Origin of the sequence: Actinocatenispora rupis, assembly GCF_016861975.1 — a bacterium.
Lineage (GTDB): Bacteria > Actinomycetota > Actinomycetes > Mycobacteriales > Micromonosporaceae > Actinocatenispora > Actinocatenispora rupis.
In genome coordinates this window covers 99,855-122,380 of the sequence record NZ_BOMB01000015.1, presented here as the reverse complement: position 1 = coordinate 122,380, position 22,526 = coordinate 99,855, and the positions used below count along the sequence as shown (strand labels likewise).

General features: G+C 72.7%; 24 protein-coding genes. 12 read left to right on the top strand and 12 right to left on the bottom strand.

The features are described 5' to 3' along the window. Positions 1–39 precede the first annotated feature (39 nt). Entirely contained in the window at positions 40–861 is an 822-nt protein-coding gene (locus Aru02nite_RS13700) for a hypothetical protein (protein WP_203657865.1), read from the bottom strand. 261 nt (positions 862–1,122) lie between these two features. Between Aru02nite_RS13700 and Aru02nite_RS13695 the strand changes: the two genes are divergently transcribed. The 3 genes from Aru02nite_RS13695 (at position 1,123) to Aru02nite_RS13685 (ending at position 4,956) form a co-directional block, all read left to right on the top strand. Continuing rightward, positions 1,123–3,849, top strand: a complete 2,727-nt coding sequence (locus tag Aru02nite_RS13695; RefSeq protein ID WP_203657864.1) for a sigma-70 family RNA polymerase sigma factor — start codon at positions 1,123–1,125, stop codon at positions 3,847–3,849. A gap of 70 nt (positions 3,850–3,919) precedes the next feature. Beyond that, positions 3,920–4,477, top strand: a complete 558-nt coding sequence (locus Aru02nite_RS13690; RefSeq protein WP_203657863.1) for a GtrA family protein — start codon at positions 3,920–3,922, stop codon at positions 4,475–4,477. Next, positions 4,474–4,956 (top strand): MaoC/PaaZ C-terminal domain-containing protein, encoded by a 483-nt coding sequence (locus Aru02nite_RS13685; protein WP_203657862.1) that lies wholly within the window; start codon positions 4,474–4,476, stop codon positions 4,954–4,956. Before Aru02nite_RS13690 ends, Aru02nite_RS13685 begins: the two co-directional genes overlap by 4 nt. A gap of 38 nt (positions 4,957–4,994) precedes the next feature. Here the strand turns inward: Aru02nite_RS13685 and Aru02nite_RS13680 are convergent, their stop codons facing one another. From Aru02nite_RS13680 to Aru02nite_RS13655, 6 genes are all read right to left on the bottom strand, one after another. Continuing rightward, positions 4,995–5,489 carry a PH domain-containing protein gene (locus Aru02nite_RS13680; protein WP_203657861.1) on the bottom strand — a complete coding sequence of 165 codons (495 nt, stop codon included), beginning with the start codon at positions 5,487–5,489 and terminating at the stop codon, positions 4,995–4,997. Between the two features lie 77 nt (positions 5,490–5,566). Continuing rightward, the gene (locus Aru02nite_RS13675; RefSeq protein ID WP_203657860.1) at positions 5,567–6,151 is read right to left on the bottom strand and encodes a hypothetical protein; all 585 of its coding nucleotides are present in this window, start codon (positions 6,149–6,151) and stop codon (positions 5,567–5,569) included. Next, a complete protein-coding gene (locus Aru02nite_RS13670; protein ID WP_203657859.1) occupies positions 6,151–6,690 on the bottom strand; it encodes a hypothetical protein in 540 nt (179 codons plus the stop codon). Before Aru02nite_RS13670 ends, Aru02nite_RS13675 begins: the two co-directional genes overlap by 1 nt. Then, a complete protein-coding gene (locus Aru02nite_RS13665; protein WP_203657858.1) occupies positions 6,690–7,028 on the bottom strand; it encodes a hypothetical protein in 339 nt (112 codons plus the stop codon). The genes Aru02nite_RS13670 and Aru02nite_RS13665 overlap by 1 nt, the downstream gene beginning before the upstream one ends. After that, positions 7,028–7,522, bottom strand: a complete 495-nt coding sequence (locus Aru02nite_RS13660; RefSeq protein ID WP_203657857.1) for an Asp23/Gls24 family envelope stress response protein — start codon at positions 7,520–7,522, stop codon at positions 7,028–7,030. The genes Aru02nite_RS13665 and Aru02nite_RS13660 overlap by 1 nt, the downstream gene beginning before the upstream one ends. Positions 7,523–7,562: 40 nt before the next feature. Next, entirely contained in the window at positions 7,563–7,748 is a 186-nt protein-coding gene (locus Aru02nite_RS13655; protein WP_203657856.1) for a hypothetical protein, read from the bottom strand. 209 nt (positions 7,749–7,957) lie between these two features. Here Aru02nite_RS13655 and Aru02nite_RS13650 point away from each other — a divergent pair, with 209 nt between their 5' ends. After that, positions 7,958–8,251, top strand: coding sequence for a hypothetical protein (locus Aru02nite_RS13650; RefSeq protein WP_203657855.1), 294 nt, complete (start codon positions 7,958–7,960; stop codon positions 8,249–8,251). Between the two features lie 9 nt (positions 8,252–8,260). On the opposite strand, the gene Aru02nite_RS13645 is transcribed toward Aru02nite_RS13650, so the two are convergent. Together Aru02nite_RS13645 and Aru02nite_RS13640 are read right to left on the bottom strand one after the other, a co-directional pair. After that, on the bottom strand, positions 8,261–9,145 hold the full coding sequence (locus Aru02nite_RS13645) for a biotin--[acetyl-CoA-carboxylase] ligase (RefSeq protein WP_203657854.1): 885 nt from the start codon (positions 9,143–9,145) through the stop codon (positions 8,261–8,263). Positions 9,146–9,154: 9 nt separating this feature from the next. Then, on the bottom strand, positions 9,155–11,053 hold the full coding sequence (locus Aru02nite_RS13640) for a double zinc ribbon domain-containing protein (protein WP_203657853.1): 1,899 nt from the start codon (positions 11,051–11,053) through the stop codon (positions 9,155–9,157). A 168-nt stretch (positions 11,054–11,221) separates the two neighbouring features. Here Aru02nite_RS13640 and Aru02nite_RS13635 point away from each other — a divergent pair, with 168 nt between their 5' ends. The 6 genes from Aru02nite_RS13635 to Aru02nite_RS13610 all read left to right on the top strand — a co-directional run bounded on the left by Aru02nite_RS13635 (position 11,222) and on the right by Aru02nite_RS13610 (position 15,993). Next, entirely contained in the window at positions 11,222–12,751 is a 1,530-nt protein-coding gene (locus Aru02nite_RS13635) for an acyl-CoA carboxylase subunit beta (RefSeq protein ID WP_203657971.1), read from the top strand. A 12-nt stretch (positions 12,752–12,763) separates the two neighbouring features. Next, positions 12,764–12,964: an acyl-CoA carboxylase epsilon subunit gene (locus Aru02nite_RS13630; protein ID WP_203657852.1), complete on the top strand. Its 201-nt coding sequence runs from the start codon at positions 12,764–12,766 to the stop codon at positions 12,962–12,964. Between the two features lie 9 nt (positions 12,965–12,973). Then, positions 12,974–13,942: a magnesium transporter CorA family protein gene (locus Aru02nite_RS13625; RefSeq protein WP_203657851.1), complete on the top strand. Its 969-nt coding sequence runs from the start codon at positions 12,974–12,976 to the stop codon at positions 13,940–13,942. A gap of 47 nt (positions 13,943–13,989) precedes the next feature. Then, positions 13,990–14,586, top strand: a complete 597-nt coding sequence (locus Aru02nite_RS13620; protein ID WP_203657850.1) for a Maf family protein — start codon at positions 13,990–13,992, stop codon at positions 14,584–14,586. Positions 14,587–14,678: 92 nt separating this feature from the next. Beyond that, positions 14,679–15,440, top strand: a complete 762-nt coding sequence (locus tag Aru02nite_RS13615) for a MerR family transcriptional regulator (protein ID WP_203657849.1) — start codon at positions 14,679–14,681, stop codon at positions 15,438–15,440. 121 nt (positions 15,441–15,561) lie between these two features. After that, on the top strand, positions 15,562–15,993 hold the full coding sequence (locus Aru02nite_RS13610; RefSeq protein ID WP_203657848.1) for a hypothetical protein: 432 nt from the start codon (positions 15,562–15,564) through the stop codon (positions 15,991–15,993). A gap of 221 nt (positions 15,994–16,214) precedes the next feature. On the opposite strand, the gene Aru02nite_RS13605 is transcribed toward Aru02nite_RS13610, so the two are convergent. The 3 genes from Aru02nite_RS13605 to Aru02nite_RS13595 form a co-directional block, all read right to left on the bottom strand. Beyond that, positions 16,215–18,227, bottom strand: coding sequence for an NPCBM/NEW2 domain-containing protein (locus tag Aru02nite_RS13605; RefSeq protein ID WP_203657847.1), 2,013 nt, complete (start codon positions 18,225–18,227; stop codon positions 16,215–16,217). A 392-nt stretch (positions 18,228–18,619) separates the two neighbouring features. Continuing rightward, positions 18,620–19,384 carry an ABC transporter permease gene (locus Aru02nite_RS13600; RefSeq protein ID WP_203657846.1) on the bottom strand — a complete coding sequence of 255 codons (765 nt, stop codon included), beginning with the start codon at positions 19,382–19,384 and terminating at the stop codon, positions 18,620–18,622. Positions 19,385–19,406: 22 nt separating this feature from the next. Next, positions 19,407–20,366 (bottom strand): ATP-binding cassette domain-containing protein, encoded by a 960-nt coding sequence (locus Aru02nite_RS13595; RefSeq protein ID WP_203657970.1) that lies wholly within the window; start codon positions 20,364–20,366, stop codon positions 19,407–19,409. Positions 20,367–20,711: 345 nt separating this feature from the next. Here Aru02nite_RS13595 and Aru02nite_RS13590 point away from each other — a divergent pair, with 345 nt between their 5' ends. Together Aru02nite_RS13590 and Aru02nite_RS13585 are read left to right on the top strand one after the other, a co-directional pair. Next, positions 20,712–21,623, top strand: coding sequence for a carbohydrate ABC transporter permease (locus Aru02nite_RS13590; RefSeq protein WP_203657845.1), 912 nt, complete (start codon positions 20,712–20,714; stop codon positions 21,621–21,623). After that, complete coding sequence (locus Aru02nite_RS13585; RefSeq protein ID WP_203657844.1) at positions 21,623–22,525, top strand: carbohydrate ABC transporter permease; 903 nt, start codon at positions 21,623–21,625, stop codon at positions 22,523–22,525. Before Aru02nite_RS13590 ends, Aru02nite_RS13585 begins: the two co-directional genes overlap by 1 nt. Position 22,526: the final 1 nt, after the last annotated feature.

Here is a 22,526-nt window from a genome sequence, read left to right as displayed (position 1 = left end):
CTACGACCATCTGGTGCCCCATACCCGACGTTTCGCCGATCACGGGTCCGCCTGGTCCGCCAGCCCGGCGAGCATCCCGGCTACGCCGCCGGCACGGGCCGGCAGGTCGGCCAGCCACACCCGGGCCGGTCGTACGCCGCGGCGGCCGGCGAGGATCCGCCGGAGTGTCGCGGCCACGGCGTCGCCGCCGTCGTGGCCGGCGAGTACGGCGATGCGGGCGGGGGCGAGCGCGGTCATGGTCTCGCCGCCGCGGAACACGGCGCGCAGGGTCTCGGCGACCGCGATCCGGCGTACCAGCAGGCTCCAGCCACCGCCGCTGCCGTCCAGCGCCACCACCACCAGCCGGTACCGGTCGGGCACCGACCAGCCTTCCGTGTCGGCGGCGCGGTACAGCTCGGCCAGCCGGGTCCGCAGGTACGGGGCGCTGGTGAGTTCGGTGAGCGGGTCGATGCAGCTCGCGTCGTGGACGACGCGCAGCCACACGTCCGCCCACGCCTCCACGAACGCCCGTACCGCGGGCAGCGGTGGCGCGCCGACGGGCAGCAACCGGTACAGGGCGGCCAGGTCGTCGAGGGCTTCGGTGAGTCCGACGCCGGCGTCGGCGCGGGCCTGGCCGAGCCGGGCGGACGCGGCGAGGACGCCGCCGGACGGGTACCCGGGTCCGGCGCGGCAGAGGGTGGCGGCGAGTTCGTCGACCTCGGGCAGCCACCAGTCCCGCGGGCGCGACCAGCCGGTGGCCATCGACTCCGATCGCCACGCAGCCCGCAGTTCCTCCGTTCCCCGTCCGTACTGCCAGCGTCCGTACCCGCCCGGTCCGGTCGCTCCGGGCACGCTGGTCAGCCGGCGGTGGATCCCTGTCACGCACCCTCCTTTCGTCCGGGCAGGATCGCACCCGGTCGGCTCTCGCTAGGGAGACCCGCCCGGGGCCGTTTCATGACGGGATCCGGACAGGAATTTCCGCCGAACTCCACGGCATAGCGACGGGTATGACCTACTTTGATCGAGAAAACACCCTCCAATCGATCACAGCTGGAGCGTCACCAAGATCTACCTCGCGCGTTCTCTCGTACAGGCACGTTTGTCCGTAGCCCGCTGCGGATCCCCCCAGCAGAACGGCCGACCATGACGACTTCCCCCCAGTACGGTCCGGTGGACCCCTCCGCCGTCGACCGCAGCGACTCGGAGCTGATCGCGGCGACCCGCGACGGCGACGCCGCCTCGTTCGGGCTGCTCTACATGCGCCACGTCGACGCGGCGAACCGGCTCGCCCGCACCCTCGTGCGCGACTCCTCGGCCGCCGACGATCTCGTCGCCGAGGCGTTCGCCAAGGTCCTCTCGACGTTACGGGCGGGACACGGCCCCGACGTCGCCTTCCGCGCGTACCTGCTGACCAGCCTGCGCAACACCTTCTACGACCAGGTACGGCGGGACAAGCGGCTGGAGGTCACCGACGACCTCAGCAAGTACGACCCGGGCGAGGAGTTCACGGACACCGCGAGCGAGGGGCTGGAGCGCAGCCTCGCGGCGCGGGCGTTCGCGAAGCTGCCGGAACGGTGGCAGACGGTGCTGTGGCACACCGAGGTCGAGGGCGAGAGCCCGGCCGACGTGGCGCCGATGCTGGGCCTGACGGCGAACGGGGTGTCCGCGCTGGCGTACCGGGCGCGGGAGCGGCTCAAGCAGATGTACCTGCAGGAGCACATCGCCTCCACCACCGACCCGACCTGCCACTGGGCCGCGGAACGGCTCGGCACCCGGGTCCGCGACGGCCTCGCCAAGCGCGAACGGGAGAAGGTCGACGCGCACCTCGCCGACTGCGCGAAGTGCACCATGCTCTACACCGAGCTGGGCGAGGTCAACTCCGGCCTGCGTACGGTGCTGGCACCGCTGGTGGTCGGCGCGACATGGAAGGCGTACCTGGGGATCGGCAGCGCGACGAAGGCGGCCGCGGTCGCCGGTGGCGGGCTGCTGGTGTGGCTCCAGCACCAGTGGCACGCGGTCGTCGGCTGGCTCAAGGGGCTCATCGCCAAGATCGGTCCGCGGAACGCCGCGCTCGGCGGTGGCGCCGTCGCGGTGGTCGCCGCGGTCGTCGCCGGGCTGCTGCTGGTGTCGCACACCTCGGCGCCTCCGCGGCCGCAGGCGGTTCCGCCGCCGGCCGGTGGCGGCAACAACAACCCGCCAGCCGGGAACAACCCGCCCGGGAAGAACCCGCCGGCCAAGAACCCGCCGGCGAACACCCCGCCCGGCTCCCACCCGAAGAAGACGCCACCGGCGAACCGGCCGGGCAGTACGGCGCCGGCGCCGAGTCCGACGCCGAGCCAGCCGCCGTACAGGATCACGCCGCCAAAGCTGACGGCCGGCACGCTGACCGCCGGTACGAACAACGGCGCGCTGCCCATCACGATCAGCAACCCGCGGCCGTCCACCGGCGGTACGGGCGGCGGCGCGGGCAGCCGGCCGTTCACCGGGGGCGCCGGCGGCGGTACGGGATCGGACCCGGTGTCGCTGCCCAGCCCGCCCACCACCGGTACGACGGCCGGCGGTGCCCCGACGCCGCAGCCGGAGCCGGGCCCGCCGGTACCGGGGCTGCCCGGGTTGCCGGGACTGCCGGGGCTGCCGGGGTCGCCGACCGCGTCGCCGTCGCCGTCGTCGCCCAGCCCGGCGCCGAGCGGTTCGCCGTCGCCGTCGCCGAACCCGGAGGTACCGGGGGCCGGTGACATCCGGATGACGATCCACCTGCCGGCGCCGATGACGCTGGCGGCGGGCGGTGCCGGCGGCGCGTCGGGCGGCGGCTGGACCTGCCGCGGCAGCGCCACCACGGTGGTCTGTACGCACTCGCTGCTCGCCCCGGGCGCCAGTACGACGGCGAAGTTGCGGGTGAACGTCGGGTCGGTGGCCGGGTTCCAGCCGGTGCACATCGACATCCAGGCGCTCGGCCGGACCGTACGGCAGAGCTTCCCGGTGGTGGTGGCGCCGCGGCAGACCCGCACCGCGTACGCCGCGACCGGGTCGCAGCGCATCGTGTCCGCCGGCAACACGCTGATCCAGGGGACGACCGGCCTGCCGATCATCGGCCGCGACCCGTGCCGGATCAACGACGACTGCAACGTCGCCGCGTACCACGGGGACGGCGGGGCCGGCAGCGATCCGCTGTCCGGGCTGACCGGCGGCGCGCGCAGCCGGGCCCGGCTCGACCTGCCGCCCGGCGCGCGGGTGCGGTACGCGCAGCTCACCTGGGCTGGGCGCGGCAGTACCGGCTCGCTGCCCGCGTCGGTGAAGCTGACCACGCCGGGCGGCGCCGACGGTACGGTGACCGGCACGGCGGCGGCGATCGCCGGGGGCGGACAGTACAGCGCGGACGTGACGTCGCTGATCGCGAACGGTGGCGGCGGGCTGTGGACGTTCAGTACCGACAGCCTGTATCTGGGGTCCGCGGACGGCGGCGTGTTCGACGGCTGGGGCCTGCTCGTGGTGGTGGACGCGCCGGGTGCGCCGGCCAGCAACGTGGCGGTGTTCGACGGCGTCGTCGACGTGGGCGCCACGGTGCCGGCGCGGCTCGCCGTCGGTACCGGCGGCCCGGTCCAGGTCGGCACGGTGGTCTGGGACGGCGACCGGCAGACCGACGGGAAGTACGGGGACGACACGCTGCGCATCGGCGGTACGGCCGTCACCGACATCGGACGCAGCGTCTGTGTCTCCGCGCCGGAGACCGCCAAGGATCCGAACTGGAACACCCTCGGCACCGACGTGGCCACCCGTACGGCGTCCGTACCGGGCGACGGCCAGATGTCCCTGTCCAGCGGCAGCGACCAGATCTACCTCGGCGGGCTCGCGCTCGCCGGCCCGAGTTGACGCGTCCGACGGATGACGTTTTGCAGGACGCTGACCCGGCGACCGCCACCCGGTCGGTACTCTCGGCCGGGTGGCGGAATCACACGCCGAACAGGTCGCACCCGTGGCGGGTGGGTTGCGCGGGCTGTATGCCCGGTTCCGGCAGCTCATCCACGAGGTGGCCAAGTTCGGCATCGTGGGCGGGATCAACTTCTTCGTCGACATCGGGCTGTACAACGTGTGCGAGTCCGGGTTCGGCCTGGGGCCGCTGACGTCGAAGACGATCTCCGTCAGCGTCGCGGCCAGCCTCGCGTTCGTCGGCAACCGGTACTGGACGTGGCGCCACCGGCCGCGCACCAACCTCGCCCGCGAGTACTTCCTGTACTTCGTGATGAACGCGGTGGGTCTGCTGATCGCCCTGCTGTGCCTGGGATTCAGTTACTACGTGCTCGGCGCGCAGTGGCCCGCCGTGTTCCAGACACCGCTCGCCAACAACATTTCCGGCAGCATCGTGGGGACCGCGCTGGGCACGCTGTTCCGGTTCTTCGCCTACCGTCGATGGGTGTTCCTGCCCGCGAGCGACCCCGCCGTCGACCCGGCCACCGGGCTGCCCGAGCCCGACGAGGACCCGCGGACGGGTGACCGGTGAGATCCGGCACCGGCGCCGTCCCCGACTGGTACTACGAGGATCTGACGCCCGGGCGCGTGTTCGACCTGGGCGTGGTGGAGGTCGACGGCGCCGAGATGCTGGCGTTCGCGCGGCGCTTCGACCCGCAGTGGTACCACGTGGATCCGGTGCTGGCGCAGGAGAGTGGGTACGGCGGGCTGATCGCGAGCGGCTGGTTCACGGCGAGCCTGTTCATGCGCGGCTACGTCGACCACGTACTCTCCCGCGCCGCCGCGGCGGCCTCCCCCGGCGTCGAGGAGATGCGCTGGAAGGCCCCCGTGTACGCCGGGGACAAGCTCGCCGGCGAGCTGGTCGTCACCGACCGCGAACCGTCACGGACCCGTCCCGGGCTCGGCACCGTGCACCTCACCGGGACGCTGCGCCGGCTCGCCGACGGTGAACCGGACGCGCCGGTACTGGTGATGCGGTTCCGCGGCTGGTTCGCCCGCCGCGACGGGTGATCCCGGCGGATCCGTGCGCCCGCGGCGGTGCTGCCGGCTCAGTAGCCGGGGTCGCGGTCGGTGTCCTGCTCGACCAGCTGGTAGAGCGTGGCCTGGGTGCGCTCGACGCGCGGGATGTCCTTCAGCACGATCTGCCCGTGCTCGCCGGCCGACTCGATGATGAGGGTGCCGCAGCCGAACAGCCGCTCCAGCAGGTTGTGCTCGAACGACACGTCGTTGATCCGGTCCAGCGGGATGTCCCGGCCGGACCGCGACAGGATGCCGTGCCGCAGCAGGATCCGGTGCGTGGTGAACACGTAGTGCGTGGTCGCCCAGCCGAGGAACCGGCGCAGCGGGTAGATCAGCAGCAGGAGCACCGCGACCCCGACGATCACGTACGACAGGACGGGCCAGGGGCTGACGGCGATGCCGAGCACCGCCAGCGCGACGACGACCACGGTGGCCAGCAGCGCGCCGACCAGCCGCTTCCAGTGCGGGTGCAGCCGCAGGACGACCTGTTCGTCGTCCACGAGCATGTTGTCCGGGAACCCCACGGCGAAACCCTCCTGCGCCAACTGCGAAGTACCCGGAACCCTAACGGATCGCCGCCATGCTCCGACGGCCCGCGTACTCAGCGGACGCGGTGGTGGTCGCGGTCGGTGAGCGCCAGCACGACGCGTACGTCGGCGGGGTCGAGTCCGGTCGTGGTGACGAACCGGGACAGCGACTCCGCCACGTACGACTGGAGGTGCGTGACGTCGGCGCCGGAGAACAGTTCGAGCCGGGCGTGTACGAGCGGATCCGCCGCGTCGCCGCCCAGCCCGACGCTCACCCGCCGTACCTTCGGGTGCCGGGCCAGGTCGCGCTCGAAGCCGTGCACCAGCGCGGTCGACCGCACCCGGGTACGGCCGGGCGGCGTGTCCGCGCGCTCCGGGTCGGTGAGTACCAGGTCCGGCATCGGGCGGCCGAGCCGCGGCACGAGTTGCCCTCGTACCAGCAGGAAGCCGAGGACGGCGACGACGAGGCCGGCGCCGGCGAGTACCAGCCAGGCGGCGGGGCCCCAGTCGTGCCAGCGGTCCCGCAGCGCGTGCGGCAGCAGGTGTGTCGCCGGGTCGACGCGGGGCAGCCGGCCGAGGCTCGCGAGCGTACCGGCGACACCGGCGGCGACGAGCAGTACGGCGAGGACGGTGAACAGCGCACGGTTGAGCCGATCCATCACGCCACCCGCCTCGGCCGGCGCAGCGCCACGCGGACCCGGACGGGCACCGGCGCGGCCATCCGTTCGAGCTGGGCGGTGACGGCGCGGTGCACCGGTTCGCCGGTGTCGGAGCGGCCGCGCGGGCTGACGGTGAGCCGCCACCGGTCGCCGCGACCGCGCAGCCGGCACCGCGTCTCGGACACCCCGGGCAGCGCGTCGACCGCGCTGGACAGTTCGCGTTCCACCGAGCGGCGGTACACCCACCAGGACACCGGTCGCGCGCCGGTACCGTGCCGGACGGCGAGCCGCGGCGGCGCCCACCGGCGTACCTGGGTGACGAACAGCAGCAGCCCGAGTACGCCGACCGCGATCGAACACGCCAGGACGACGGGCGCGCGCAGCTCGGTCCGCGTGAGCGGCCCGTACCAGGTGGCGAAGTCGACGGGCCACGGTCGGCGGCCGGTGGCGGCGAGCACGCCCTCCACCACGACGAGCAGCCCGCCCGCGAGCAGTACGAGCCCGAGGAGTACGCCGGCCAGCCGGTTCACGACCCGCATCAGTCGGCGTCCCGGGCGCGTGCCGCGCGCCGTACGGCGGCCTCGTCCACGTCCTCGACGACGACCTCGACGCGGCGCGGGTCGCCGGCGCCGGCGAGTACCGCGCTGACGGCCTCGACGACCCCGGTGATGACCGGCTCCAGCGGAAACCGGTCCACCGCAACGTGTACGGACACGGCGGCCGGCCCGAGACCGACCCCGGTCACCGTGCCACCCGGTACGTGCGTCACCACGGGCACGCCCGTACCCGGGACCAGCCGGGCCACCCCCGGCGTCGAACCGGCCGCCGCGGCGACCGCGCGGGCCAGCATGACCCGGTCCGTCGACAGGTCGGCCACTACTGGACCCGTGGTTCCTTGGGCTCCTCGTCCTGGCCCTCGACGAAGATGTCGTCGACGTTGATGTTCACCTCGACGACGGTCAGCCCGGTCATCGACTCGACCCGCTGGATCACGTTGGCGCGCACCGCTTCCGACACCTCGACGATGCTCTGCCCGTACCAGGTGACGACGTCGAGGTCGATGGCCGCCTCGCGCTCGCCGACCTCGACGGAGACGCCCTGGGTGGCCAGCGACACCTCGCTGCTCCCCGGTACGAGTGAGCGCAGCTGCCCCATCCGGCGCGCGAAGCCGCGGCCCATCGAGTACACGCCGGGGATCTCCCGGGCGGCCATCCCGGCGATCTTCGCGACCACCGTGTCGGCGATGCGGGTCTGACCGTGCTCGCTCGTCAGCGCGGCGTGCGTCCCGATCGTACTGGTGGGTCGCGGCGCGGGCGTCGCGTCGCCGGGCCCCTTCGCGGACTCGGTCGTCTTGGTGGCGGTCGCGGTCATCGTCGTACCCCCTCGTGTCGTGCTGCGGTCTCGTCGGCGGTCAGGTGCGCTTCGACCCGAAGCGTTCGGTCAGGTCACCGAGTCGTACGTCGCCTTCCAGGACGCGGACGACGCCGTAGCCGACCAGTCCGGCGGCGACCGCGCCGAGCGCGACCAGGAACCCGGTCGTCGCCCACAGCCAGGCGATCAGCAGACCGGCCAGGAACCCGAACTGCCGGTGGGACATCGTTCCTCCGTTCACGCCGCCGTCGGCACCGACACCATTACGGCATCGTCGACATACACAGAGTGATCCAGATTGCGCCGAGATACTGCCGGTCCCGGCAATTCGCCCCACCGGATCCGGCCGGGCCGTCTCCCGCCGCGGGTCCACCGCCGGGCGATTCGCCACCCGTCCGCCGTACGCCGCGGCGCCGGTGACGGATCGTGGACGTGATGACCGACCCGAACGTCGCCGCCCGCGTACTCGCCCGGATCTGCCGGCTCGCCGCCGCCCGGGTACCCGGCGTCGCGGCGGTCACCTCCGTCGCGGTCGACCCCACCGGCGTCTCGCCGCGACCACCCGGCGCGGCCGTCCGGCTCGACGTCCAGGTCGACGGGACGGTGTCCGCGCCGGACGCCGCCGCTGCCGTCCGCGCCGCCGTACGGGACGAGCTGGCGCGCGCCGGGTTCCGCACCACCTGGGTCGACGTCACCGTCACCGTCCTCGGGTACCCGCGGCCCCGGTGACGCCGACGGTCAGGTGGCCGGGCGGACGTGCGTGACGTCGCCGGCGGCCAGCGTCACCGGCGTACCGCCCGCGGGCGTGACCACCAACCGGCCGTCGGCGTCGACGTCGCTGGCCGTACCGGTGAGCGTGGTGTCGTCCGGCAGCTCCACCCGTACCTGCTGGCCCAGCGTCGCGCACTCCTCCCGGTAGCGCGCCAGCAGGCCGCTGCCCACCGGGTCACCCGCCGCCGCCCGGAACCGCTCGTACCAGGAGGCGAGGTCGCGGAGCAGCCCGCGCAGCAACGGATCCCGGTCCGTCAGCGTCGCGCCCGCCAGCGCCAGCGAGGTCGCGTCCGCGCGCGGCAGCTCGTCGGCGCGCAGCGACACGTTCAGCCCGATGCCCAGGACGACGGCGGGCCCGCTGCCGTCCGGATCCGGTACCGCCTCGGCGAGGATGCCGGCGCACTTGCCCGCCGGCCGCTCCCCCACCGGGCCGACCAGCAGGTCGTTCGGCCACTTCAGCGCGGCCTCGACCACCGCGAGCCGGCGTACCGTGCCGGCCAGCGCGACGCCCGCCAGCAACGGCAGCCAGCCGTACCGGGCGGCGGGCACCGGCGGGTGCCCCGCGTCGTCCGCCCGCCCCGGCCGCAGCAGCACGCTCACGTGCAGCCCGGCCCGCGCCGGCGACGTCCACACCCGGCCGAGCCGCCCCTTGCCGGCGTCCTGCCGTTCCGCGACCAGTACCAGACCCTCTCGTACGCCCGCGCCCGCCGCCGCGGCCACGTCCGTGTTGGTCGACCCCGTCGCGGCGACGACCCGCAGCTCGGTCCACAACCCGCCCGGGCGTACCAGGGCGGTGGCCAGGCGCTCGGCGGACAGCGGCGGACGGCCCAGATCGGTGTACGGCGACTCCATCCGCCCAGGCTACGAGCCGGCCCGGTCGTCGCCCGCCAGCAGGTCGAGAATCGCGTCCACCTCGTGCGCCCGGTCGGCGTCGCGGCGGGCCGTCCGGCGGCGCAACCCCACCAGCTCCGCGTACGCCCCCGCCGGCAGCTCCGGGCGGTCCGGCAGCGACAGCGCCCGCGCCAGCGCCCGCAGCCCCCAGTACTGGTTGAACGGCAGGTCCTCGGCCAGCACCCCGGCCAGCAGCACCGGCAGCAGCTCCGGCCGCGGCGCCGCGTACGCCGACGCGCAGCCCGCCAGCCGCCACCCCGCCCGGTCCGACCGCAACGCCCGCTCCGCCGCGAACCCCGGATCCCGCAACGTCGCCACCATCAGCCGGCCGAACAACTCGTTCATCGCCGCCGTACGCCTGGGGCCGGACCGCATCCGCGCCCGCTGCCGCTCGTACCGGTCGGCCAGCTCGGCGACCTCCCCGACGTCCGGCATCGGCGCGTCGTCCCAGCCCGCCGGCGCGGCGGACACCGGGCGCCGCCACCGCCGCCACCAGGTACGCGACGGCGTCTCCCGACGCGGTCCCGGTACCGGCGGTCGCGGCGGTGGAAGTTCCCCCGGGTGATCCGGCGATGGTCGGCGCCCCGTCGGGGGAACCTGCGGCATGCCGACGTCCGGCCGCTGTCCCCGTACCTCCTCCTCGACGACGCCATCGTTCCCTTGCACCGCAACCGAATCCGGCCCGCCCTCGCCGGACGAGTCGGCACCGATCTCGCCGTCCTGCCCGGTCCCTGCGCCCTCGGGTCGCGCGCCCCGCCCAGCCGTCGAGTCGGACCCGGCGCCCTGCCCCGCGTTGGAGTCGCGCTGCGCGCCCCGCCCAGTCGCGAAGTCGGATCCAGCAGCCTGCCCGGTCATGGGTGCGGATCCGGCGCCCTGCCCCGCACCGGAGGCGCGCTGCGCGCCACGCCCGGTCGTGGAGCCGGATCCGACGCCCGGCCCAGCCGTGGGTGCGGATCCGACGCCCCGCGCGGTCGTGGAGTCGGATCCGGTCGTGTGCCGCGTGTGGGAGTCGGGTTCGGCGGCCTGCCCGGCGTTTCCGGTGGCCTGGCGGGAGGTGGGGGGAGGCGGGGCGGCGTCCTCCGGCGGTTCGTCGCCTGAGGACGCGGGGGTCGCGGGCGTCGCCGGGCCGGACTCCCAGGGCGAGGTACCCCGTGGCCAGAAGGGCCCGATCCCGTACGGCCCGTCGGTGTCGGACGTCCACGCGAGCGTCGGGACGGGCCCGTGGAAAGCCGTGCCCTGGTGGGCCGGTGGCGCGGACACCGGCGGCACCGCGCCGTCCCCGCCGTCGGTCGTGGCGTGGCCCTCGCTGGGTACGGCCTGCTCGACGGGCCGCCCGACGAGCGGGTCCGGGTGGTCGGCGCCGGCGAGGCGTACGCCGCAGTGCGGGCAGTAGTTGCCGTGCGGCCGGGGGCCGAGGTCGCTGCCGCAGCGGGGACAGCGCGGAGCGAGTTCGGCGCCGCAGTGGCGGCAGAAGAGGTCGCCGGCGGCGGTCCCGGTACCGCAGGTCGGGCAGCGCCGCGTGGTCGCCGGGCCGCCGCGGGTCGCCGCGAGCAGCGGCCGTACCGGCGGTACAGGCGTCGGGGCCCCAGCGGTGGCGGCACCGAGTGCGGCGTCGGCGGTCGCTGCGGTCCGTTCCACCCGGCGTTCCAGGGCGCGGAACTGGACCTTCACGCCGCCGGGCAGCTCGGCCGAGTCGAGTACGAGTCCGAGGCCGGGCAGCGCGACGAGGACCAGGAGTACGAGGGCGATGGCGTCGACGCGGGCGGGCCAGAGCAGGTGCACGACGAGCAGTACCGCGGCGATGGCGGACAGTCCGAGCAGCAGGGTCCAGCCGAGGCGCCGCCGCGCCCTTCCTGCCCTGCCGGCCATACCCGAGCCTCCCTGTCCGGAGTGTCCCAGCCTACTGACCGCGGCACCGGCGGCGGCACGCCCGCGTGGCCCGGCGGGTCGGGACATCCTAGGCTCGCAGGCGTGAGTGCAGACGTGAGCGATCCCGGGCCGGACATCCACACCACGGCCGGGAAGATCGCCGACCTGATGCAGCGGTACGACGAGGCGGTGCACGCCGGGTCGGCGCGCGCGGTGGAGAAGCAGCACGCGCGGGGCAAGAAGACCGCGCGGGAGCGGATCGACCTGCTGCTGGACCCGGGTTCGTTCACCGAACTGGACGAGCTGGCGCGGCACCGTTCGGTGAACTTCGGCATCGACGCCAACCGGCCGTACGGGGACGGCGTGGTCACCGGGTACGGCACGGTCGACGGCCGGCCGGTGGCGGTCTTCAGCCAGGACTTCACCGTGTTCGGCGGTTCGCTGGGCGAGGTGTACGGCGAGAAGATCTGCAAGGTGATGGACCTGGCGGCGAAGGTCGGCTGCCCGGTCGTCGGCATCAACGACGGTGGTGGCGCGCGGATCCAGGAGGGTGTGGTCGCGCTCGGGTTGTTCGCCGAGATCTTCCGGCGCAACGTGAAGGCGTCCGGCGTGATCCCGCAGATCTCGCTGATCCTCGGCCCGGCGGCCGGCGGCGCGGTCTACTCGCCGGCGATCACCGACTTCACCGTGATGGTCGACCAGACGTCGCACATGTTCATCACCGGTCCGGACGTCATCAAGACCGTCACCGGCGAGGACATCGGCTTCGAGGAGCTGGGCGGGGCCCGTACGCACAACACGAGGTCGGGCAACGCGCACTACCTGGCGTCCGACGAGGCCGACGCGATCGAGTACGTGAAGCAGCTGCTGTCGTACCTGCCGGGCAACAACCTGGACGAGCCGCCGGCGTACCCGGACGTGGTGGGGCCGCGGGAGGTCACGGACGCGGACCGGGAGCTGGACACGCTGATCCCGGACTCCGCGAACCAGCCGTACGACATGCACACGGTCATCGGGCACGTGCTGGACGACGGCGAGTTCTGCGAGGTGCAGGCGTTGTACGCGCCGAACATCGTGTGCGGGTTCGGCCGCGTGGACGGGCATCCCGTCGGTGTGGTGGCGAACCAGCCGATGCACTTCGCCGGCTGCCTCGACATCGGCGCGTCCGAGAAGGCGGCGCGTTTCGTGCGCACCTGCGACGCGTTCAACGTGCCGATCCTGACGTTCGTGGACGTGCCCGGCTTCCTGCCCGGCACCGACCAGGAGTGGAACGGCATCATCCGCCGCGGCGCCAAGCTCATCTACGCGTACGCCGAGGCGACCGTCCCGCTCATCACCGTCATCACGCGCAAGGCGTACGGCGGGGCGTACGACGTGATGGGGTCGAAGCACCTGGGCGCGGACCTGAACTTCGCGTGGCCGACCGCGCAGATCGCGGTGATGGGCGCGCAGGGCGCGGTGAACATCCTGCACCGGCGTACGCTCGCGGCGGCCGAGGACCCGGACGCGACCCGGGCCGAGCTGATCGCCGAGTACGAGGACGCGCTGTGCAACCCGTACGAGGCGGCCGAGCGCGGGTACGTGGACTCGGTGCTGCCGCCGGCGCAGACCCGCCTCGCGGTCGCCCGCGGGCTGGCGATGCTGCGCGGCAAGCGCGAGACGAACCCGCCCCGCAAGCACGGCAACATCCCGCTGTAGAAGGGGACCAGCATGAACATCCGGGTCGTACGCGGCGCGCCGGACGAGGCGGAACTCGCGGCCCTGGTCGCCGTACTCGCCGCCCGGAGCGCCACCGCCCCGCCGCCCGCACCGCCCGCCGTACCCACCTGGCGGGATCCGGCGGCCCGCCTCGGCGTGCTGCGCCCCGGCCCCCGCGCCTGGTGGACGTCCCGGCTTTCCACCGGACGTTAGGGTCGGCCCATGGCGCGTACCAGGGTGTACCGGGACGGCGAGCTGCTGTCCGACGGCGGGCCGATCGACGAGGTCACGCCGCTGCTCGGTACCGGCGCGACGGTCTGGGTCGACCTCGGCCCGGACGACGCCGACGAGCTGGACACGCTGGTGGAGCGGCTCGGCCTGCACCCGCTGTCGGTACACGAGGCGCTGAACGCGCACCCGCGCGCGACGTTCCTGCACCACGCCGACCACGAGTTCGTGAGCCTGCGGGCGGTCGCGTTCGACGACGCGTCGGGAGTCGTGTCGGCCAGCCGGATCGCCGCGTTCCTCTGCCCGGACCTGCTGCTGACCGTCCGCTCGGACGACCGGTTCCCGACCGCCGCGGTGCTCAAGCTGTGGGACAACCACGTCGACCTGTGCCACCACGGCGTCGGGTTCCTGCTGCACGGGCTGCTCAAGGAAGTGCTGCAGAGCCAGTACGACACGGTCCTGGCGCTCGACGAGGCCCTGTCGAGCCTGGAGGGCCAGCTGTTCGCCGACCACCCCGACGAGGCGTACCTGCAGGCGCGGTCGCACCAGCTGCGGCGCAGCGTCGTCGAGGTCCGGCGGTACACGCTGTCCACCCCGGACACCCTGGACGAGCTGTACGAGTACATCCCGGAGCTGATCACCCCGCAGCTCCGGCCGTACTTCGCGGGCGTGCGGCACCACGCCGACCGCGTGACGGAGTGGTCGGAGTCGTTGCGGGACACGGTCGCGAACATCATGCAGAGCCGGATGGCGTTGCACGACAGCAGGATGGGCCAGATCAGCAAGCGGGTCACCGGCTGGGCGGCGCTCATCGCGATCCCCGCCGTCGTCACCGGCTTCTACGGCATCAACGTCCCGTTCCCCGGCAACGGCCGGGAGTGGGGGTTCGTCACCTGCTGCGGCGTGATGGTCGTCCTGTTCGTCATCCTGTACGCGATCTTCCGCCGCCGCGACTGGCTCTGATCCGCCCCGGGCCCGCCGGCCGCCCGTACCGCTGATAGACAGTCGGTATGACTGTGCGCCTCGTCCTCGCCTCCCAGAGTCCGGCCCGGCTGTCGTCGCTGCGCGCGGCCGGCTTCGACCCCGAGGTGATCGTCAGCGGGGTCGACGAGTCGGTGGTGTCGGCCGGCTCCGCCGCCGACCTCTGCCTCGAACTGGCCCGGCGGAAGTGCGCCGCCGTCGCCGCCCTCCCCGGGGCCCGGGACGCCGTCGTACTCGGGTGCGACACGGTGCTGGAGTTCGACGGCGAGACGTGGGGGAAGCCGGCGGACGCCGCGGACGCGACGGACCGGTGGCGGCGGATGCGCGGCAAGTCCGGGGTGCTGCACACCGGCCACCAGCTGACCGACACCCGCACCGGTACGTCGGTCGGCGCGGTCGCGGCCACCACCGTACGGTTCGCCGAGGTCACCGACGCCGAGATCGCCGCGTACGTGGCGTCCGGCGAACCGTTGCACGTGGCCGGCGCGTTCACGATCGACGGTCGCGGCGGGCCGTTCGTGGCGGGCATCGACGGCGATCCCGGCACCGTCATCGGCGTCTCCCTGCCCCTCCTGCGTACGCTGCTCGGCGGCCTCGGCATCGCGCTGCCGGAGCTGTGGGTTTGAGAGGTTCTCACGCGCGACTTGCGGTTGCCGCGGCGTCAACTTCTACCGTTCGAGGTGGCCGGACGTACCGGCCGGCGAAGGGGGGCGGCGCGATGGGCTGGTCGATCGCCGAGGTGGCGCGGATGTCCGGGGTGACGTCCCGGACGCTGCGGCACTACGACGAGATCGGTCTGCTGCCGCCGGCCCGGATCGCGAGCAACGGCCACCGCCACTACGAACGGGCCGAACTGCTGCGGTTGCAGCAGATCCTGCTGATGCGGGAGCTGGGCGTCGGGCTGCGCGAGATCCGCGCGGTACTCGACAGCCAGGTCGACCGGGTGTCCGTGCTGCGCGAGCACCACCGGCGGCTGCTGGCGGAACGGGACAGGCTCGACACGCTCGTCCGTACCGTCGGCCGCACCATCGCCGAACTGCAGGAGGACGACACGATGAGCACCATCAACCGCCCGGAGAACCTGTTCGAGGGCTTCACCGAGCAGAGCCGTACCGAGGTCGACGCGGAGGCCCGGGAACGCTGGCCCGCGGCCTGGGAGGAGTCCCGCGCCGCCGTCGAGGGCATGACCGCCGAGGACTCCGAGCAGTGGCAGCGCGAGGTCACCGCGCAGCTGATCCGGATGGCGGAGCACATGGTCGCCGGCGAACCCGTCGACGACCCCGCCGTACAGGCCGAGGTGGACGTGCACTACCGCGGCGTGTGCCGGTTCTGGACGCCGAATGCCGTGGCGTACAAGGGACTGGCGCGCACGTACGTGGACGACCCGCGGTTCCGGGAGAACTTCGACCGGATCGCCGAGGGGCTCGCGCAGTACCAGCACGACGCGATGCTCGTGTACGCCGACGCGCGGCTGAGCTGACCCGTCGACCCGCCCGGGAGGCTGCAGACTCCCGGCGCGGCACGGCCTGGCCGAACGTATGGTTCGTGCCTGGCCGTCCGGACCTGCCAGCCACGCGAACTCCACCGGTACGCTGCCCGCCATGCCCACCGAGGTGTACGAGTTCGGCCCGAAACCGTTGCGGGGACTGGGAACCGCGGCCCTGACCGCCGCGATCGTGGGCGCGTCGCTGCTCAGGCCCGGACCGCTCACGTACCCGTTCGTCGCGGCGGGCGGGCTGCTCACGGTGTGGCAGCTCGCGCTGCTCGCGCCGGGCCGGCCGTGGTTCCGCGCCGACGCCGAGGGCGTGCACATCCGGCCGCTGACATCGCTCCGGTACCGGGTGCGGCTGCGCTGGGACGAGATCGACCGCATCGACGTCGCCGGCACCCTCAACGTGTACCCGGCGGGCAACGCCCGGTTCGACCGGGACGAGCTGCGCGCCCGGTACCAGGTGCCGCTCCTCGCGACCGGTGTCGACCGCGCCGCGCTCTCCGCGGAACTGCGCCGCCTCAGCGCCGGCCGCTTCGGCTGACGCGGGTCGGTCCCCGCCGAACGACAGGGGCGGGGCGCTCGGCGGGACCAGGGTGTCCGCGACGAACGGCATCAGCGGCAACCCCGCCAGCTCCTCCCGCGGCACACGGCCGCCCCGACGCGGTCGACGACGCATCGGTCGATGGAAACCGTTGCGGTGCAAGGAGAACCATGCGTGTGGCGCCCGGCGGAGGGGCCGGGCGCCACGCGGTCGTACCCGGGTCAGCCGCAGGTGATTACGGGGCCGGCCCAGTCGGTGTGGTCGGAGTTGGCGCTGCCCTCGTCGTTGGCGACGAGCTGGACCAGGCTCACGCCGGACAGGTCGGCGGTCAGGTGGCGGGCCGGGTCGGCGGCCGTCATCGGCCCGCTGTCGGCGACCTTGACGCCGTCCGCGTACACCTGGAACGAGGCGAGCGCGACGCTGCCGTCCTTCTCGTCGTCGATGCCGACGTCGGTGGCGAGTGACGAGCACGTCTTGCCGACGTAGTACGTGATGTGGCTGGGGGCGTTGGTGCCGAGCCCCTTCGCGTACGTGGCGCCGTTGATGGTGATGGTGTGCCCGTCGCCGGCGGCCGTCTCGCCGTTGCTCGTGTCGCGCTCGACCGGACCCCAGTCGTTGTCGGCCGACAACCAGTCGAGGTCGCTGAGCGCGTGCGTACCGGCGGTCGGCGGCACCGCCACGAGCACCGTCGTACTGCCGGACCCGCGCGCCGGGTGCCCGGCCCAGGAGTACGCGGAGGTCACGGTGAGGGGGTAGGTGCCGGGCTTCGTGCCCGCCGGTGGTTCCACCGTCCACTGTGTACTCAGGCTCGCCCCGGACGGCAGCGCCGCCGCGGTACGCCCGGACGTGGCGCGGACCGTCCAGCCGTCCGGTGCGGTCAGGCCGGCGGACACCGAGGTGATCGCGACGCGGCCGTCGTTGGTCACCGCGGTCGACACCGGGTTCGCGGAGCCGGCCGCCACCACCGACACCGGCGCCCCCGGGTACGCGGGCGGCGCGGTCGCCTGCGACGTCACCGCCGGCGGGTACGACGACCATCTGTCCGGTGTGGACACCCGGTAGATCGCGGTGCCGTGCGCGGGCACCGAGGCGGCGATCGTACCGGCGGACTCGGTGGTGCTGTGCCGCCACACGTCGCGCAGCGCGTACGCGTCGGCGGCGGGCAGGCCGACGGCGGACGCGGTCGTGGAGATGGTGGCCGCCGTGTCGCTCTCGTTGTACAGCGCGACCGCGACGTCACCGTTCGCCAGCTTCTTCGCGAAGACCACGTGCCCGTCGGCATCGGCGACCGGCTTCGCCTGTACCGCAGCGGAATCCTGGTCCAGCGCGATGACCTCGCGGTTGCTCAGGATGTCCAGCGTGGCCGGCGTCGCCTTCCGCAGGTCGGTGCCGATCAGCAGCGGCGCCGCCATCATCGACCAGAGCCCGAAGTGCGTCCGGTACTCGGTGTCGGTCATGCCACCGTTGCCGACCTCCAGCATGTCCGGGTCGTTCCACGCGCCGGGGCCGGCCGCCGCGTACAGGCCCATGTTCTTGCGGACGATGCTCCTCAGGCTCGCCCAGTTGTCGCTGATGTCCCCCGTCGTACGCCACAGGTTGCCGACGCCGCCGGCCCACGTCGCCGGATCGAAGTTGCCCCACTCGCACAGGCTGTACACGATCGGCCGGCCGGTCGCGGCGAGCGCGTCCCGCATCCGCGAGTACCGGTCGATGTAGCCGTCCTTGGTCTCCGGGGTGTTCCGCGCCCCGCAGTTGTCGTACTTCAGGTAGTCGACGCCCCAGTCGGCGAAGTCCTGCGCGTCCACCGTCTCGTGCCCGAAGCTCGCCGGGTACCCGGCGCACGTCCTGTCCCCGGCGCTGGAGTAGATGCCGAGCTTGAGGCCCTTGCCGTGCACGTAGTCGGCGGTGCCCTTGATGCCGTCCGGAAACTTCGCCGGATCCGGTACGAGGTGCCCGTCGGCGTTGCGCTGCTTCAACGACCAGCAGTCGTCGATGTTCACGTACTCGTAGCCGGCGTCCTTGAGGCCGCTGGACACGAAGAAGTCGGCGGTCTGCTCGATGAGCTGCTCGTCGACGCCGCACCCGAACGAGTTCCAGTCGTTGAAGCCCATCGGTGGTGTCACGGCGAGCCCGTTCGGCAGGGCCTTCGCCTCGGTGGGTGTCCCGACGACGGCGGCGGCCCCGCCACCTGCCGCGAGTACCGCCGCCACGACGACCGCCAGGAGTCTTCGCATGGGGGATCTCCCTTCGCTACCGGGCCGGGCCGCCGAGGGGCTGGCGACCGGTACCCGACCGGCGTGCTGGGTCGGCGCCGGCGACGGAAGGAAGCGGGGACCTGTGTGTACCTGTGTGCAGACGACGTCGCCGCGGCGCCGAAGTCGAACCTAAACCCACACAACTACACCGGACAAGGGCCAACGAGCCCAGACATCCAAAAGAATCGATGAAACCCCGGCACGCGCACGAACGGCGCCGCCGGTCACGGACCTCACCAGACCGGCAACCCGGCGCAGCACGCGTCACGGTGTCCGGGAGCCCGCGGCACACCCGACGCGACAACGGCCCGGCCGGGCGCACCCCTCTGGCGACCGACCGGGCCGTACTCCCCCGGCGAACGTGCCGCGGGTCAGGCGACGCTGCGGGCGAACCGGCGGGCCGCCCAGATCACCGACGCCACCGTCAACGCCAGCAGGATCACGACCGCCTCGTACACCGCGGCCGTACTCACGTGACCGGCGAACAGGTCGCGGGCCGCGTCCACCCCGTACCGCAGGGGGTTGATACGGGAGACGGCCTGGAGCCAGCCCGGTGCCGCGGCCATCGGCAGGAACACGCCGGACAGCAGCAGGATCGGCATGGCGATGCCGTTCGCCAGCGGTGCCAGCGCGTCCTCGCTCTTGAGGATCAGGGCCGCCGCGTACGACACGGAGGCGCCCATCACGGCCAGCAGCACCATCAGCGCGAGCACCAGCAGCAGCGGCGCGAACTGCACCTTCAACCCGAACGGCAGCGAGATCACGACCAGTACGACGGCCTGCGCGACCAGCGTCACCACGTCGCGCAGGGCGCGGCCGAGCAGCAGCGCGAACCGGCTGACCGGCGTCACCCGCATCCGCTCGATGACCCCGTCCCGCAGCTCGCCGATCAGTCCGAACCCGACGAACAGCGTGCCGAACAGCGCCAGCTGGGCCAGCAGCCCCGGAATGAAGAACGCGAACGCCGCGTCCCCGCCGGCCATCCCGGGTGCGCGCACCTTCTTCAACAGCGGCGCGAACAGGAGCAGGTAGTACAGCGGCTGCGCGAGGCCGACGACGACCCAGGTCGGATTCCGCAGCGTCAGCAGCATCGAACGCTGGAACACCAGCCACGTGTCCCGCAGGAACTTACCCATTTCCGTTGTCTCCCTTGGGATCTCAGGCGGCTTCGTCGCGCAGCGAGCGGCCGGTCTGGTGCAGGAACACGTCGTCGAGGCTCGGCCGGTGCAGCTCGATGGACTCGACGACGATGCCGGCACCGTCCAGCTCGCGCAGGATCTGCGGCATGGCGGTGGCGCCACCCTCCACGTACAGCCGGAGGTCGGTGCCGGACTCCTCGGCCTTGCGCAGGTAGCTGGCGTCGTCCAGCAGCTTCCGCGCGGTCGGCACCGTCTCCGCGCCGTCGGCGCCGAAGCCGAGCGTCACGACGTCACCGGCGACCTGCCGCTTCAGCTCGTCCGACGTGCCCTCGACGACGATCGCGCCGTCGTCCATGATCGCGATGTTGTCGCAGAGCGCGTCGGCCTCGTCCAGGTAGTGCGTGGTGAGGAAGACCGTCATCCCCTCCGAACGCAGCCGGCGCACCTCGTCCCACACGTGCGACCGGCTCTGCGGGTCCAGCCCGGTGGTCGGCTCGTCCAGGAACACCAGCCGCGGGCCGTGCACCAGCCCGAGCGCGATGTCCAGCCGCCGCTTCTGTCCCCCGGAGTACGTCGTGGTCTTGCGGTCGGCGAACGCGCCGAGCTGGAACGCCTCGATGGAGTCGGCGGCGCGGCGGACGGCCTCGGCCTTGCTCGACCCGTACAGCCGGGCCTGGAGGACGAGTTCCTCGCGGGCGGTGGCCTCGCGCCAGGTGCCGCCGTTCTGCCCCACGTATCCGATCCGGCGGCGCACCTCGCCGGGGTTGCGGCGCAGGTCGACGCCGACGACCGTGGCCTCACCGCCGTCGGGGGTGAGCAGGGTCGACAGCATCCGCAGGGTGGTGGTCTTGCCGGCGCCGTTCGGGCCGAGGAAGCCGAACACCTGCCCCTCGGCCACGGCGAGATCGACGCCGCGGACCGCCTCGACGGTGCCGCGTTTGCTGCGGAACGTCTTCCGCAGCGCCTTGGTCTCGATGATCATGCTGGGTCGTTCCCCCCGGTTGAGGTCCTCGACGGACGGTGAAGCCCAAGTCTGCACGGGCACGGTAGACGTCGGCACCGACATTTTCGGTCGGACAGCGGACCCTCCCGTACGGCGTCGACACCAGCATGACGTCACCCGTGACGCCGGTCAAGTCACCGTGGCATCACGATGGCGTCGCCGGTGCGTACAGAAGCCGCGAGTGTTCACCGAACCCCCGTACGGCGGCCAACCTCGCGGGAACCGCGAATCACCACCAGACGTGGCAGAATCGGCGGGCTCCGGCGGGTGTCGCGAGGCCCGCGCCGGGCGCGAACAGCCCACGTTCGGAAGGAGAGCCGCATGACCACGGGCGGGACCGTGCCTCGGGCACCGGCCAGGCACACCGGCGAGCACCTGATGGCGTACCTGTTCCTCGTGCCGTCGGCACTGGTGTTCGGGGCGTTCGTGGTCTGGCCGCTCGGCGACTCGGTCTACCTGTCGATGCACGGCAGCGACCTGTTCGGCGGCGCGTCGGTGTTCGTCGGCCTGCAGAACTACACCGACATGTTCACGTCCGGCGAGTTCGGCCACGTGCTGCTCAACACGCTGCTGTTCGTCCTGCTGACCGTGCTGCCCGGAGTACTCGGGGCGTTGGTGGTCGTGCTGCTGCTGGAGTCGCAGATCCGCGGGGCCCGGGTGCTGCGCACGGCGTTCGCGTTGCCGTTCGCGTTCAGCGTGGCGACCGCGTCGGTGATCTTCTCGGTCATCTACAACTACCAGATCGGCTTGGCGAACGGGATCCTCGGCTTCCTCGGCGTCGACAAGGTGGGCTGGACGACCGATCCGCACATGGCGATGGTCTCGCTGGCGCTGACCACCGTCTGGATGAACCTCGGGTACAACGTGCTCGTGCTGTCGGCCGGCGTCGGCGCGATCCCGGGCGAGGTGATGGAGGCGGCGCGGCTGGACGGCGCGACCGGTGTCGCCCTGGCGCGGCGGATCATCCTGCCGCTGGTGTCGCCGCAGATCTTCTTCCTCGTCGTGGTGACGACGATCCAGTCGTTGCAGAGCTTCGGCCAGATCCACATCCTCACCCGCGGCGGTCCGGACGGCGCCACCACCACCCTCGTGTACTCGATCTACAAGAAGGCGTTCGCGTTCGGGTCGAGCGACTTCGGGGCGGCGAGCGCGCAGGCCATGGTGCTGCTGCTGATCGTGCTCGCCTGTACCGGGATCCAGTTCGGCGTGCTCCAGCGGAGGGTGCACTACTGATGACCACCACCGCCACCAGACCATCCACAGTGGACAGTACGGGCCGGACCCGGCGACGGCGCCGCGTCAGCGCCGGCCGCATCGTCGTGTACGTGGTGCTCGTGCTCGCGCTGATCCCCGTCCTCTTCCCGGTGTACTACGCGTTCGTCGGCAGCGTGATGCCCGGCGGCGACCTCGCCTCGTCGCCGCCGAAGGTGTTCCCGACCGGGTTCGCGTGGCGCAACCTGACCGGCGTGTTCGACTCGATCCCGCTGGCGACGCAGTACCTGAACTCGGTGTTGCAGGCGGGCGTGATCACCGTGGCGCAGCTCGTCACGAGCATCTTCGCGGCGTACGCGTTCGCGTGGATGCGCCTGGCGGGCAAGCGATTCCTGTTCGCGGCGTTCATGGCGACGCTGATGGTGCCGGCCGAGTCGATCATCATCCCGAACTACCTGCACATCGCCGACTGGGGCCTGCTCACCGGCACCGGCGGCATGACCCCCGGCGTACTGCTCGGGTTGGTGCTGCCGTTCCTGGCCAACATGTTCGGTACGTTCCTGCTGCGGCAGGCGTTCCTCCAGTTCCCGGGTGAACTGCGGGACGCGGCGGTCATGGACGGCTGCGGGCACCTGCGCTTCCTGTGGCGCATCCTCGTACCGCTGGCGCGGCCGTCGATCGCCGCCGCCGGCGTGTACATCTTCCTCACCGCGTGGAACCAGTACTTCTGGCCGTTGCTCGTGACGCGCAGCCCCGGCCAGCAGACGCTCCAGATCGGCATCACCCAGCTCCGCAACGCCGAGGTCGGTGACCTGGGGCTGGTGATCGCCGGTGTCGCCCTGTCGGTGATCCCGACACTGCTCATCGTCCTGTTCGGACAGCGGTACATCGTGCGCGGCCTGACCGCCGGCGCGGTTCGGTAAC

Coding starts and splice junctions, on each gene's coding strand:
- Aru02nite_RS13695 (WP_203657864.1), top strand. CDS start 1,123: ATGACGACTTCCCCCCAGTACGGTCCGGTGGACCCCTCCGCCGTCGAC.
- Aru02nite_RS13675 (WP_203657860.1), bottom strand. CDS start 6,151: ATGGATCGGCTCAACCGTGCGCTGTTCACCGTCCTCGCCGTACTGCTC.
- Aru02nite_RS13670 (WP_203657859.1), bottom strand. CDS start 6,690: ATGCGGGTCGTGAACCGGCTGGCCGGCGTACTCCTCGGGCTCGTACTG.
- Aru02nite_RS13660 (WP_203657857.1), bottom strand. CDS start 7,522: ATGACCGCGACCGCCACCAAGACGACCGAGTCCGCGAAGGGGCCCGGC.
- Aru02nite_RS13655 (WP_203657856.1), bottom strand. CDS start 7,748: ATGTCCCACCGGCAGTTCGGGTTCCTGGCCGGTCTGCTGATCGCCTGG.
- Aru02nite_RS13650 (WP_203657855.1), top strand. CDS start 7,958: ATGACCGACCCGAACGTCGCCGCCCGCGTACTCGCCCGGATCTGCCGG.
- Aru02nite_RS13645 (WP_203657854.1), bottom strand. CDS start 9,145: ATGGAGTCGCCGTACACCGATCTGGGCCGTCCGCCGCTGTCCGCCGAG.
- Aru02nite_RS13640 (WP_203657853.1), bottom strand. CDS start 11,053: ATGGCCGGCAGGGCAGGAAGGGCGCGGCGGCGCCTCGGCTGGACCCTG.
- Aru02nite_RS13635 (WP_203657971.1), top strand. CDS start 11,222: ATGCAGCGGTACGACGAGGCGGTGCACGCCGGGTCGGCGCGCGCGGTG.
- Aru02nite_RS13630 (WP_203657852.1), top strand. CDS start 12,764: ATGAACATCCGGGTCGTACGCGGCGCGCCGGACGAGGCGGAACTCGCG.
- Aru02nite_RS13625 (WP_203657851.1), top strand. CDS start 12,974: ATGGCGCGTACCAGGGTGTACCGGGACGGCGAGCTGCTGTCCGACGGC.
- Aru02nite_RS13620 (WP_203657850.1), top strand. CDS start 13,990: ATGACTGTGCGCCTCGTCCTCGCCTCCCAGAGTCCGGCCCGGCTGTCG.
- Aru02nite_RS13615 (WP_203657849.1), top strand. CDS start 14,679: ATGGGCTGGTCGATCGCCGAGGTGGCGCGGATGTCCGGGGTGACGTCC.
- Aru02nite_RS13610 (WP_203657848.1), top strand. CDS start 15,562: ATGCCCACCGAGGTGTACGAGTTCGGCCCGAAACCGTTGCGGGGACTG.
- Aru02nite_RS13605 (WP_203657847.1), bottom strand. CDS start 18,227: ATGCGAAGACTCCTGGCGGTCGTCGTGGCGGCGGTACTCGCGGCAGGT.
- Aru02nite_RS13600 (WP_203657846.1), bottom strand. CDS start 19,384: ATGGGTAAGTTCCTGCGGGACACGTGGCTGGTGTTCCAGCGTTCGATG.
- Aru02nite_RS13590 (WP_203657845.1), top strand. CDS start 20,712: ATGACCACGGGCGGGACCGTGCCTCGGGCACCGGCCAGGCACACCGGC.
- Aru02nite_RS13585 (WP_203657844.1), top strand. CDS start 21,623: ATGACCACCACCGCCACCAGACCATCCACAGTGGACAGTACGGGCCGG.